This is a genomic window from Achromobacter sp. UBA4530 (assembly GCF_002388205.1).
Taxonomy (GTDB): Bacteria; Pseudomonadota; Gammaproteobacteria; order Burkholderiales; family Burkholderiaceae_B; genus Achromobacter; species Achromobacter animicus.
This window is the reverse complement of sequence record NZ_DGMA01000008.1, coordinates 224,148-236,883: the sequence shown is the minus strand read 5'-3', so window position 1 is coordinate 236,883 and position 12,736 is coordinate 224,148. Positions and strand designations below refer to the sequence as shown.

10 protein-coding genes are annotated in these 12,736 nt (G+C 64.5%); 7 read left to right on the top strand and 3 right to left on the bottom strand.

What is annotated here, in order from left to right:
• Positions 1 to 32 precede the first annotated feature (32 nt).
• Together B2W22_RS07895 and B2W22_RS07890 are read right to left on the bottom strand one after the other, a co-directional pair.
• Positions 33 to 1,646 (bottom strand): NAD(P)/FAD-dependent oxidoreductase, encoded by a 1,614-nt coding sequence (locus B2W22_RS07895; RefSeq protein WP_286937074.1) that lies wholly within the window; start codon positions 1,644 to 1,646, stop codon positions 33 to 35.
• Between the two features lie 104 nt (positions 1,647 to 1,750).
• Positions 1,751 to 2,806 (bottom strand): MBL fold metallo-hydrolase, encoded by a 1,056-nt coding sequence (locus tag B2W22_RS07890; protein ID WP_414631943.1) that lies wholly within the window; start codon positions 2,804 to 2,806, stop codon positions 1,751 to 1,753.
• A 110-nt stretch (positions 2,807 to 2,916) separates the two neighbouring features.
• On the opposite strand from B2W22_RS07890, the gene B2W22_RS07885 reads away from it, so the two are divergent.
• A complete protein-coding gene (locus B2W22_RS07885; RefSeq protein ID WP_286937070.1) occupies positions 2,917 to 3,561 on the top strand; it encodes a TetR/AcrR family transcriptional regulator in 645 nt (214 codons plus the stop codon).
• 25 nt (positions 3,562 to 3,586) lie between these two features.
• On the opposite strand, the gene B2W22_RS07880 is transcribed toward B2W22_RS07885, so the two are convergent.
• Positions 3,587 to 4,378 carry an APH(3')-II family aminoglycoside O-phosphotransferase gene (locus B2W22_RS07880; RefSeq protein ID WP_286937068.1) on the bottom strand — a complete coding sequence of 264 codons (792 nt, stop codon included), beginning with the start codon at positions 4,376 to 4,378 and terminating at the stop codon, positions 3,587 to 3,589.
• A 342-nt stretch (positions 4,379 to 4,720) separates the two neighbouring features.
• Between B2W22_RS07880 and B2W22_RS07875 the strand changes: the two genes are divergently transcribed.
• From B2W22_RS07875 to B2W22_RS07850, 6 genes are all read left to right on the top strand, one after another.
• A complete protein-coding gene (locus tag B2W22_RS07875) occupies positions 4,721 to 5,434 on the top strand; it encodes a gluconate 2-dehydrogenase subunit 3 family protein (RefSeq protein WP_286937066.1) in 714 nt (237 codons plus the stop codon).
• A 3-nt stretch (positions 5,435 to 5,437) separates the two neighbouring features.
• Positions 5,438 to 7,213 (top strand): GMC family oxidoreductase, encoded by a 1,776-nt coding sequence (locus B2W22_RS07870; RefSeq protein ID WP_286937064.1) that lies wholly within the window; start codon positions 5,438 to 5,440, stop codon positions 7,211 to 7,213.
• Positions 7,214 to 7,225: 12 nt separating this feature from the next.
• A complete protein-coding gene (locus B2W22_RS07865) occupies positions 7,226 to 8,545 on the top strand; it encodes a cytochrome c (protein WP_286937060.1) in 1,320 nt (439 codons plus the stop codon).
• A 91-nt stretch (positions 8,546 to 8,636) separates the two neighbouring features.
• Positions 8,637 to 8,777, top strand: a complete 141-nt coding sequence (locus tag B2W22_RS07860; RefSeq protein ID WP_175183730.1) for a hypothetical protein — start codon at positions 8,637 to 8,639, stop codon at positions 8,775 to 8,777.
• 37 nt (positions 8,778 to 8,814) lie between these two features.
• Positions 8,815 to 10,461 (top strand): VRR-NUC domain-containing protein, encoded by a 1,647-nt coding sequence (locus tag B2W22_RS07855; protein WP_175183729.1) that lies wholly within the window; start codon positions 8,815 to 8,817, stop codon positions 10,459 to 10,461.
• The gene (locus B2W22_RS07850) at positions 10,458 to 12,728 is read left to right on the top strand and encodes an ATP-dependent DNA helicase (protein WP_286937056.1); all 2,271 of its coding nucleotides are present in this window, start codon (positions 10,458 to 10,460) and stop codon (positions 12,726 to 12,728) included. The genes B2W22_RS07855 and B2W22_RS07850 overlap by 4 nt, the downstream gene beginning before the upstream one ends.
• Positions 12,729 to 12,736: the final 8 nt, after the last annotated feature.

Genomic DNA, 12,736 nt, shown 5'->3' with positions numbered 1-12,736 from the left:
GCCCGGGGGCCGGCTGGCGGTTTGGTCGCGACTTAACCCGCCCGCCCCATAATGCTCAGCGCCACAGCCTCAGCAATCTTGATCCCATCCACCCCCGCCGACAGAATCCCGCCCGCATAACCCGCGCCTTCACCCGCGGGAAACAAGCCCTGCGTATTGATGCTTTCCAGCGTCTCGTTATCCCGCTTGATGCGAATTGGCGACGACGTCCGCGTTTCTACGCCCGTCAGCACGGCATCGGGCATGTTGAAGCCCTTGATGGTCTTGTCGAACGCCGGCAATGCCTCGCGAATCGCAGTGATCGCAAAGTCGGGCAGGGCGGTGGCCAAGTCGGTCAGGTGGACGCCGGGCGTGTAAGACGGCTGCACCGCGCCGAATTCCGTCGAGGCCTTGCCTTCCAGAAAATCGCCCACCAACTGACCGGGCGCGCTGTAGTTGCGGCCGCCCAGTTCGAAGGCCTGAGATTCCCACTTGCGCTGGAAGTCGACACCGGCCAGCACATGCTCCGGGTAATCGACCTCGGGCGAAATCCCCACAACGATGCCCGCGTTGGCGTTGCGTTCGTTGCGCGAGTACTGGCTCATGCCGTTGGTGACGACGCGGTTCGGTTCAGACGTGGCCGCGACTACCGTGCCGCCCGGGCACATGCAGAAGCTGTAGACGGAGCGGCCGTTGCTGGCGTGGTGCACCAGCTTGTAGTCGGAGGCGCCCAGGATCGGGTGGCCAGCATTGGGGCCGAAGCGCGCCCGGTCGATGAGGGACTGCGGATGTTCGATCCGGAAGCCGATGGAGAAGGGCTTGGCTTCCATGAAGACACCCTGGTCCAGCAGCATCTGGAAGGTGTCGCGCGCGCTGTGGCCGATGGCGAGGACGACGTGGTCCGCTTCGATGTGTTCGCCGTTTGCCAGTGTGACGCCGGTGACCTTGCCGCTTTCGCGGTGCAGCGTTTCAACGCGGCTGGAGAAGCGGACTTCGCCGCCCAGCTTGGTGATGGTGTCGCGCATGACTTCGACCATGCCGACCAGGCGGAATGTGCCGATGTGAGGCTTGCTGACGTAGAGGATTTCCTCGGGCGCGCCGGCCAGGACGAATTCCTTCAAGACCTTTTCGCCGTAGTGCTTGGGGTCCTTGATCTGGCTATATAGCTTGCCGTCCGAGAACGTGCCGGCGCCGCCTTCGCCAAACTGGACGTTGGAGTCCGGGTTCAGGACGCGCTTGCGCCACAGGCCCCACGTGTCCTTGGTGCGCTCGCGCACGGCCTTGCCGCGTTCCAGGATGATGGGCTTGAAGCCCATCTGCGCCAGCACGAGGCCGGCAAAGAGGCCACAGGGGCCGGTGCCGATGACGATGGGGCGCTTGGTGAGCGTGGCGGGCGCCTGGGCGACGAATTTGTATTCGGTGTCCGGAGACGGCTTGACGTTGCGGTCGTCATGAAAGCGTTTGAGGATCGCGGCTTCGTTGGCGACGTCGACATCCAGCGCGTAGATGAGCAGGATGTTGTGCTTTTTGCGCGCATCGTAGCTGCGCAGGAAGATGGTGAAGCCGTTCAGGTCGCTGGCCGGAATGCCCAATTTCTTGAGGATTGCCGCGGGCAGTTCCTCGGGCGTGTGGTTCAACGGCAGCTTGATTTCAGACAGACGCAACATGCTTGGGGTCCAGACAGAGGGGCGATCACAACGTCGCCAAACGCGGATTGTACTGGACGGCCGCCATGGGTAAGCCCGGCTTGCGCAACCGGGCCGGCCCGTTTTTACCGCTGCGCCTGCCCGGCGCGCCACCAAGCCGTTCCCGCTTGCGGCGCCCCGATATCGACGCGCTCTCCCATGACCGGTGTGGCCAGATCGACGCCATGGTCCCGTGCCAATGCCGTGATGCGCTCGAACGGCTGTTCCCACGGGTGCATGGCCAGGTCGAAGGTGCCGTTGTGAATCGGCAGCAGCCAGCGGCCGCGCAGGTCCAGGTGTGCCTGAAGGGTCTCTTCGGGCCGCATGTGGACGAAGGCCCAGCGCGCGTCGTACGCGCCGGTTTCCATGAGGGTCAGGTCGAAGGGGCCGTAAGCGTCGCCGATGGCCTTGAAGCCGTCGAAGTAGCCGGTGTCGCCGCTGAAGAAGACGCGCAGGTCGGCGTCCTGGATGACCCACGAGGCCCACAGGCTGCGGTCGCTGTCGGTGAGACCGCGGCCGGAGAAGTGCTGGGCGGGCGTGGCGGTCAGTCGCAGGCCGTCGACCTCGGTGGACTGCCACCAGTCCAATTGCTCGACGCGGGCGGGGTCGATGCCCCAGGCTACCAGTTGGTCGCCGACCCCCAGCGGCGCGATGAAGTGCGCGGTCTTGCTCGCAAGCTGTGCAATGGCGGCGCGGTCGAGGTGGTCGTAATGGTTGTGGGACAGGATGACGCCTGCGATCGGAGGCAGGTCGTCGATGCTGATGGGCGGCGCATGAAAGCGGGCGGGGCCGGCCCATTGCACGGGCGAAGCGCGTTCGGAGAAGACCGGGTCGGTCAGCCAGAAGCGGCCGCGCAGTTTCATGAGGATGGTGGAATGTCCAAGCCGGTAAAGGCTGCGGTCCGGGGCGGCTTCCAGGGCTGCGCGGTCCAGCGGGCGCACGGGGATGGCGATGTCGGGAACCGTGCCGCGTGGTTTGGCAAAGAGGACGGTCCAGGCAAGCTTGGCGCCTTTCCAGAAGCCCATGGCGGGGCGCGGCCGCGGATTGCTGAAACGTCCGTCGCGCTGTTGGGGGGATTGCGGATAAAGCGGCAAGGCGCGGCGGTTGCAGGCGGAGAGGACGGTCACGGCGGGTGTTCCCATGAGATTCGAAAAATGGCGCGATCGCGGCAAACCGCTCGCGCCAAAAATTACACTGCACAGTGTAGTTTCCAAAATCGGAAAAGTACACCGCCTGGTGTAGAATTTCGCCCATGTCGACGAAAGCTCCCGATTCCGCCAAGGAACGCCCGCCCAAACGCCTGACCGACCGCAAGCGAGAGGACATCGTGCGCGCGGCGGTGGAGGAATTCCGCACTGCGGGGTTCGAGGCCACCAGCATGGACCGCATCGCTCAGACTGCTGGCGTGTCCAAGCGCACGGTCTACAACCATTTCCCGAGCAAGGAGGCGCTGTTCGCGCTGATGCTGGAGCAGTTGTGGGCCAGCAGCGCGGCCAGCGTCGACATGGCCTACCGGCCCGATCTTCCGCTGGCGCAGCAATTGCGACAGTTGTTGATGCAGAAACTGGAGTTGCTGGGCGACGCCAGCTTCATTGATCTGGCGCGCGTCGCCATGGCGGAGATCATTCATTCGCCGGACCGCGCGCAGGACATCGTGTGCCGGATGGACGAGAAGGGCAGCGGGGTGACGGCGTGGATTCAGGCGGCGATTGCCGATGGTCGCCTGGCCGAGGTGGATCCCGTATTTGCGGGCCATCAGCTCGAGGGACTGGTCAAGGGCTTTGCGTTCTGGCCGCAGGTCACGCTGGGGCAACCACCGTTGAAAAAGGCGGAGCGCGAGCGCGTGGCGGATTCAGCGGTTGGGATGTTTTTGGGGTATTACGGCCGAGGCGCGTAGCCCGCCGCGCGTGCGCGCCCAACTCTTAGAAGAACTCGTCCAGCAGGCAGTAAAACGCAAGACGGCGGTCATCCGGTTCGACGCCATAGCCGCGAAAGAACGGTTCGATCCACTCGCGTCCCAGGTTGCGTTCGATGCTGCGCGCAGCCAGCGCAAGATCCTGGTGGCGGTCGCTTACACCGAGGCGGCCGCAGTCGATGTAGCCGGTGAACACGCCGCCATCGGCCATGAAGTTGGGCAGGCACGCATCGCCATGCGCCACGACGAGATCGTGCGTGGTGGGCCGCGTCGCAAGGAGTTCCGCAAACGCGTCTTCGGCGGTTCGTCCAATTCTCTCGTCATCGAAATCCGATTCGTCCACCAGGCCGGCGTCCAGCGCCCGTCTGGCCTCGGCGATACGCCGTTCAAGGGTGTGATCGAAAGGGCATTGGTCGATGGGAATGCGGTGCAGACTATGCAGCGCATCGGCCATGATGGCGATCACCTGCGCAGGCGGCAGACCCGCGCTGGCCAGATCCTGGCCAGCTACGGCGCTCATCAGCAGCCAGTGCCGCGTGGGTGTGGCGGCCGCGTCGATCACGGTGGGGCACGGCTGGCCGTGCGCGGCCATCCATTGCAGGCGCTCGATTTCGTCTGGCAGTTCGGGCTGCGTGCCCGTGTGCTCGGATTTGAGATAGCGATCAGGCTGATTTGCGCTGCGAATGCGATAGACGTCCGCGCGCGACTCACCGATGGATTGCTGCTCGAGGCGCGCTCCGGCAAGGCGCGGTTGCCACTGCAACGGAAGGCTGTCGTGAATGCTGTATTGAGCGTGCATCGGGTTCATTTCAGGGATTGCGCGCGGTACACCACGCGTCTGCGGGCCGCATGAATCAAGGGTTTTCGTTCACCTTGCTGTCAGAAAGCGCGGCATTTTGAAGGTTCTTACGTTGTCCTTAATGCAAAAGACTTTCCCACGTCAAGAAATTCCATCTGATACGGTCGAATGAGCAGATCAGAAGCGCATAATGCCGACACCTGCTCTTACGTCCCTTTTCAAAGAGCAGTGTTGATTTTGAGCAAGAAAAGAGCGTGTTGTCACTAGCTCGGGCAGTTCGTGTTTCCAGGTTTCATGTTCGGTAGCGCGCTAGGACAACTTGGAGTATTCACGGAGATGTCCATGACTGATGACGCACAGCCGCGCCGGCGGTTTCTGCAAACGATGGCTATTGTGCCAGCGTCGACGCTGGCGATCGGCGGCCTGACTGTCGGCTGTACCAACGCCGCCGACGGCAACGCCGCAAAGGCGGCCAAGCCCTACGAGCCCACCTATTTCACCAAGGCCGAATGGGCCTTCATCGTTGCCGCGGTGGATCACCTGATTCCCGCCGACGAGTACGGCCCTGGCGCCATCGAGGCCGGTGTGCCCGAGTTCATCGACCGTCAGATGGAAACGCCTTTCGGCCACGGCAAGCTGTGGTACATGGACGGGCCGTTCCACACCGATCAGGTGCCGGAACTGGGTTACCAGCTCGATCAGAACCCCCGCCAGGTCTATCGCAATGGCATCGAGGCCTGTGATGCCTGGTGCGTGAAGACGCACGGCAAGGCGTACGCCGAACTGGACAAGGCCTTGCAGGAACAGATCCTGAAGGACCTGCAGTCGGGCAAGATCGCATTCGAATCCGTGCCGTCCAAGACGTTCTTCAGTTTCCTCTTGGCCAACACCAAGGAAGGTTTCTTTGCCGATCCGATCTACGGCGGCAACAAGAACATGGTGGGTTGGAAGATGGTGGGCTTTCCCGGCGCGCGCGCCGATTTCATGGACTGGGTCGACCAGCCCAACGTGAAGTATCCCTATGGCCCCGTGTCGATCTCTGGGGAGAAGGGTTAAATCATGGCGATCAAGAAAGACAAAGTTGATGCGGTACTGGTCGGATTCGGCTGGACCGGCGCGATCCTGGGTCAGGAGCTGACCGAAGCGGGGCTGCAGGTGCTGGCGCTGGAGCGCGGCGGCATGCAGGACACGCCCAAGGACGCCGAATACCCCAAGGTGATCGACGAGCTGAAGTACTCGGTGCGCGGTTATCTGTTCCAGGACTTGTCCAAGGAAACCGTGACGATCCGCCACGGCGTGGATGACGTGGCCGTGCCGTACCGCCAGAACGGCTCGTTCCTGCTGGGCACGGGCGTGGGCGGCGCGGGCTTTCACTGGAACGGCATGCACTACCGTGTGCTGCCCGAAGAGCTGGAACTGCGCACGCGGTATGAAACGCGCTACGGCAAGAAGTTCATTCCGGAAGGCATGACGATCCAGGACTTCGGCGTGACCTACGACGAACTGGAACCGTACTTCTCGAAGTTCGAATACGTGTGCGGCACGTCGGGCAAGGCCGGCAACCTGAACGGCAAGATCGTCGAAGGCGGCAATCCGCTGGAAGGCAAGCGCAGCAAGGAATTTCCGCTGCCGCCGCTGGCCACGACCTACGGCGCTTCGCTGTTCGAGAAGGCTGCGCGCGAAGTCGGCTTCAACCCGTATCCCACCCCCGCGGCCAACGCGTCGGGTCCGTACACCAACCCGTACGGCGTGCGCCTTGGCCCCTGCAATTTCTGTGGCTTCTGCGAGAACTACGGCTGCTACATGTATTCGAAGGCCTCGCCGCAGACCACGATTCTGCCGGTGCTGCTGAAGAAGCCGAACTTCGAGCTGCGTACGCGCTCGCAGGTCATCAAGGTCAATCTGGATTCGACCGGCAAGAAGGCCGTTGGCGTGACGTACATCGACGCAGACGGCAACGAGGTCGATCAGCCTGCCGATCTGGTGATCCTGTCGGCTTACCAGATGCACAACGTGCGTCTGCTGCTGCTGTCGGGTATCGGCAAGCCGTATGACCCGAAGACCAACGAAGGCGTGGTCGGCAAGAACTACGCGTACCAGATGAACGGCGCGGTCAACGTGCTGCTGCCCAAGGGTACGCAGTTGAACCCGTTTGTCGGCACCGGTGCCGGCGGCGTGGGTATGGACGACCTGAACGGCGACCAGTTCGACCACGGTCCGCTGGGCTTTTTGGGCGGCGCCAGCATCCGCCACGTGCGCTACGGCGGCCGTCCGATCAAGCAGACGCCCACGACGCCGGGCACCCCGACGTGGGGCACGGCCTGGAAGGCGGGCGTGCAGGATGCGTATCAGCGCTTCATGACGATCGGCATTTCCGGTTCGGTGATGTCGTACCGTGACGCCTACCTGTCGCTCGACCCGACCTACAAGGACGCGTATGGCCAGCCGCTCTTGCGCATGACGTTCGACTGGCACGACAACGAGTTCGACATGCTGGGCTACATGGGCAAGCGCATGGAGACCGTGGCCAAGGCCATGAATCCTGAAAAGCATTTCGTGGCCGTGCGCAAGAAGGGCGCGCGCTACGACACGCGCGTCTACCAGAGCACGCACAACACGGGCGGCGCCATCATGGGCTCGAACCCCAAGGAAAGCGTGGTCAACAAGTATCTGCAGAGCTGGGACGTGCCGAACGTGTTCGTGATGGGCGCCTGCGTGTTCCCGCAGAACATGGGCTACAACCCGACCGGTCTGGTCGGCGCGCTGGCCTACTGGGCGGCACAGGCGATCCGCGAGCAGTACCTGAAGAACCCCGGCCCGCTGGTCCAGGCTTAAGGAGACGGAACAATGATCAAGCAAACCATTGTTGCGGCCTTCTCGGCCCTCGTTGCCAGCGCCGCGTTCGCGGCCGACGGCACGTCCGCATCGACCGACGCGCAGATGATCAAGCAGGGCGAGTACCTGTCGCGCGCCGGCGACTGTATCGCCTGCCACACGGCCTCGGGCGGCAAGCCCTTTGCCGGCGGGTTGGGCATCGATTCGCCGCTGGGCATGATCTATTCGACGAACATCACGCCGGATAAGGAAACGGGCATCGGCAATTATTCGTACGAGGACTTCGACCGGGCCGTGCGCCACGGCGTGGCCAAGGACGGACATTCGCTTTACCCGGCCATGCCGTACACCGCGTACGCCAAGGTCACGCCGGAGGATGTGAAGGCCCTGTATGCCTACTTCATGCACGGCGTCGAGCCCGTGAAGCAGGAAAACAAGGACACCGACATCGTCTGGCCGATGTCGATGCGCTGGCCGTTGACGGTGTGGCGCTGGATGTTCGCGCCGGATGTCGCGACGGCGCCTGTTACGGTGAACACGAGCGGCGCGGACAAGCAGGCGCTGCTGCGTGGCCAGTACCTTGTCGAAGGCCTGGGGCATTGCAGCACCTGCCACACGCCGCGTGGCGTGGCGTTGCAGGAAAAGGCGCTGACGGACGCGGATGGCTCGGCCTTCCTGTCGGGCGGCGTGGTCGAAGGCTGGCTGGCCAAGAACCTGCGCGGCGACGCGACCGACGGCCTGGGCGCCTGGAGCAAGGAAGACATTACGGCCTTCCTGAAGTCCGGCCGCAACGGGCATTCGGCGGCGTTCGGCGGCATGGCGCAAGTGGTCGAGGAAAGCACGCAGCACCTGACCGACGACGACCTGAACGCCATCGCGGTGTATCTGAAGAGCCTGCCGCCGGTGAACAAGGACGCCACCAAACCGCTGGCCTATGACGAGTCCGTGGCCCAGGCGCTGCGTACCGGCAAGGACAAGAGCGACGGCGCCATGGCCTTCCTGAACAACTGCGCGGCTTGCCATCGCAGCACGGGCAAGGGCTATACCGAGACCTTCCCGCAGCTCGCGTTGAGCTCGACGGTCAACTCGGCCGATCCGGCCTCGTTGATCCACATCGTGCTCAAGGGCGCGCAGATGCCGGGCACGGCGTCGGCTCCGACCGCGTACGCGATGCCGGGCTTTGACTGGCGCATGACCGACAAGGAAGTCGCCGACGTGGTGAGCTTTGTGCGGTCGAGCTGGGGCAACAAGGGCGCGGCAGTCAGCGCGTCCGACGTGGCCAAGGTGCGTAAGGACATCGGCGCGGCCCCGCAGCCGGTGCGCGCGCAGTGATGTGACGATGTCGTGATCGACGGTCCCGCCGCTTTGCCGGCGGGATGGCAAACGGCGCCGGAGAGCTTGAGGCTTTCCGGCGCCGTTTTTCATGCGCGGGTTTCTTGCGGGGCTCACCAGCGACGCCGAGTACGACGACATCACGGCGTATTTCGTGGAGCCCGAAGAAGAAGAGGGGATGACCATCGTCAGGCACGCTTCGACAGAATCCGGACAGGCCGGCCTGCTATGATTACTGGATAAATAAACAGTCCGTCCGGCCGCCGCCGATGTTGCCCGCCCACCGTTACTACTATCTGCACAATTTCCAGCGCGCGCTGGCGTGGGTCTCGGACCGCTACGCCGACCTGCTGGACGATGACGATTGCCGCTTTCTGGCGGATTTCGCGGCGTTGCCGCAGGCGTCGCAGGCGTTGATGGTGCGCATGCTGATGCGGCGCGGGCCGTGGTTTCGGGCCAGCCGGCTGGTGTACGAAGAGATCCCGGTCGTCGAAGAGGCGGCCGCGGCGTTGGAAGCGCTAGGGTGGCTGGACACGCGGGCGCCAATGTCGCTGGATGAACTGTTTGCACTATTGACCAAGCCCGAACTGTGCCGCGTGTTCGCATCGCAGGCGGCAGCCAGGCCGGGCCTGCGCAAGGCCGACATGCTGGCGACGCTGCGGGCGGACATGCCCGACGCCCGACCGTTCTGCGGCTGGGCGCCCGATTCCTTGGAAGCCGTCTGGCGCGTTATGGTGGCGGACCGCTGCGAACGGCTGCGCCTCATGTTTTTTGGCAATCTGCATCAGGATTGGTCGGAGTTCGTGCTGGCGGACCTGGGCGTATTTCAATACGAGACCGTGCCGTTCGATGCGGCGTCGCGGGCGTTTCAGACGCGGGCGGACGTCGACTGTTATCTCGCGTTGCATGCGTGCAGGCAGGCGCTGGACGACGGCGCGGCCGTGGACGACCTGCTGCGCGCGGCAGAGGATTGCATCAGTGGCAACGCGTGGCTGGAAAAGCGCCGCGCCAAGGTGTTGCTGCGCATCGGACAAGCCTGCGAGCGCGCGCAGGATTGGGAAGCCGCCCAGCGCGTGTACGCGGCCTGCGGCTATCCCGGCGCGCGGCATCGGCGCATCCGGGTGTATGAACGGATGCAGCGGTTTGAAGACGCGATGGCGCTGGCCATGACGGCGGCGAACGCGCCCGAAAGCGAAGAGGAAAGCCAACGCGTAGCGCGCATGATGCCGCGGCTGCGTCGCGGGCTGGGGCAGGGCGCGGCGGCGCGTGCGGCAGCGCCCATCCTGCCGCGTACGGAACTGGCGCTGGTCCGCCCGGCGCATCCCTCCTCGGTCGAATACGTGACGCGCGATCACCTGCATCACGACGACGCGCCGGTGCATTACGTCGAGAACGCGCTGATCAATTCGCTGTTCGGTTTGCTTTGCTGGCCGGCCGTGTTTGCGCCGTTGCCGGGCGCGTTCTTTCATCCGTTCCAGCGGGGACCCGCCGACCTGGAAGCGCCAGATTTTCACGCGCGGCGGCAGGCGCACTTCGCGGCCTGTCTGGCGCAGCTGGATACCCCCGCCTATCGCGACGTCATTCTTCAACGGTACGCCGACAAGGCGGGTTTGCAGTCGCCGTTCGTGTTCTGGGGCGCCTTGTCCGAAACGTTGCTGGCACAGGCGCTGGACTGCCTGCCCGCTGCGCATCTGAAGCTCTTCTTTACGCGCCTGCTGCGCGACGTGAAGGGCAACCGGACCGGTCTGCCGGACCTGGTGCGGTTTTGGCCGGCCGAGCGCCGTTATGAACTGATCGAGGTGAAGGGACCCGGCGACAAGCTGCAGGACAACCAGATCCGCTGGCTGCAGTACTGCGTGGCGCACGGCATGCCGGTGCGCGTGTGTCACGTGAGCTGGTTGCAGGAGGCCGCATGAGCTACGCGGTGGCAGTGCGGGCGTTGTGCGAGTTCACGGCGCGGGCCGGCGATCTTGACCTGCGTTTTACGCCTGCGCCCAGCGGCCTGGAAGGCATGGCGGGGCACGCGGCAGTGACAGGGCGGCGCGGGCCGGACTACGAAACCGAAGTGTCTTTGTCGGGCGTGTTTGGCGATCTGCTGGTGCGCGGGCGGGCCGACGGCTACGACCCGGCGGCCAATCAGCTCGAAGAGATCAAAACCTACCGCGGGCAGTTCGACAGCGTGCGCGAGAACCACCGCGTGGTGCATTGGGCGCAAGCTAAGGTGTACGGCCATCTGCTGTGCCAGGCGCGTGGTCTGGCGAACGTGCGGGTGGCGCTGGTGTACTACAACGTCGCGACCGAGGAAGAAACCGTGCTGGTGGAAACGCACGAGGCTGCGGACTTGGCTGCGTTCTTCCAATTGCAAGGCGAACGGTTTCTGGCGTGGGCCAAGACGGAACTGGCCCACCGGCAGGCGCGCGATGCGGCGCTTGAGGCGCTGGCGTTTCCGCATGGCGAGTTCCGAGCCGGGCAGCGCGATCTGGCGGTGGCCGTCTACCGCACGGCGCGCGATGGCCGCTGTCTGATGGCGCAGGCTCCTACGGGCATCGGCAAGACGCTGGGCACGATATTTCCGCTGCTCAAGGCCAGTCCGGGTACGGGCCTGGACAAGGTGTTTTTTTTGGCGGCCAAAGGATCGGGCCGCGGGTTGGCGGTGGAGGCGCTGGAAACCATCAATGCGCAGCCCGCCAAGCCAGGCTTGCGGATTCTGGATCTGCAAGCGCGCGACAAGAGCTGCGTGCATCCCGATCTGGCCTGCCACGGCGACTCCTGCCCGCTGGCGCGCGGCTTCTACGATCGTCTGCCGCAGGCCCGCGCCGCAGCGGTTGAACACACGCGGCTGGACGCGCCTAGCGTGCGCGCCATCGCGCTGGAACACGAGGTGTGTCCGTATTACCTGTCGCAGGAGCTGATCCGCTGGAGCGACGTGGTGGTGGGCGACTACAACTATTACTACGATGCCACGGCCATGCTGCATGCGCTGACGCAGGCGCATCAGTGGAAGGTGGCCGTGCTGGTCGACGAGGCGCACAACCTGGTCGACCGCGCGCGCCGCATGTACACGGGCGAGCTCGACCAGAATCGGCTGACCGCCGCGCGGTATGCGGCGCCCAAGGCGCTCAAAAAGCCGCTGGACGGGCTGCACCGGTCGTGGAACGCGCTGAACAAAAAGCAGACGGAACGCTATCAGGCGTACGACGCGGCGCCAGCCGGCGTGCTGACGGCAGTGCAGAAGGCGGTGGCGGCCATCACCGAGTTCATCGGCCAGACGCCGCTGGCGCAGGATGATCCCTTGCTGGGGTTCTATTTCGAGGCACTGCATTTCATGCGGCTGGCGGAACAGTTCGGCTCCCACGCGCTGTTTGACGTGACCCTGGGCGAAGTGGGCGTCAGCAGCGCCAAGACGCCGCCGTCGACGCTGTGCGTGCGCAACGTGATTCCCGCGCCGTATCTGGCGGCGCGCTACGCGACGGCGCATGCGACGGTGCTGTTTTCCGGCACGCTCAGTCCGCAACAGTTCTACCGGGACACGCTGGGCCTGCCCAAGGACACGCCCTGGATCGACGTCGCCGCGCCGTTTCAGGCGGGGCAGCTGGCCGTGCGCGTGGTGGGCAACGTATCCACGCGCTTTCGCGATCGCGAGCGGTCGCTGGCGCCCATCGCGGACCTGATCGCGCGCCAGTACGACGAGCGGCCGGGCAATTACCTGGGCTTTCTGAGCAGCTTTGACTATCTGAAGCGCGTGACGGACCTGATGCGGGAGCGCCATCCGCAAGTGCCGATCTGGCTGCAGACGCCTGGCATGGACGAGCCAGGGCGTGCGGCTTTTCTGGCGCGGTTTACCGAAACGGGGCAGGGCGTGGGATTCGCGGTGCTGGGCGGCGCGTTCTCGGAAGGGGTGGACCTGCCGGGCAAGCGGCTGATCGGCGCGTTCATCGCCACGCTGGGGCTGCCGCAGGTCAACCCCGTGAATGAAAACATGAAGCGCGCCATGGACATGCGTTATGGCGAAGAGAACGGGTACGACTACACGTATCTGTACCCGGGCATGCAGAAGGTGGTGCAGGCGGCGGGCCGGGTCATCCGGACCGAACACGATGAGGGCACCGTGCACCTCATCGATGACCGCTATCGGCGCGCCAAGGTGCGTGGGCTGTTGCCGGGGTGGTGGCGGGTGGACTGATCGCGCGA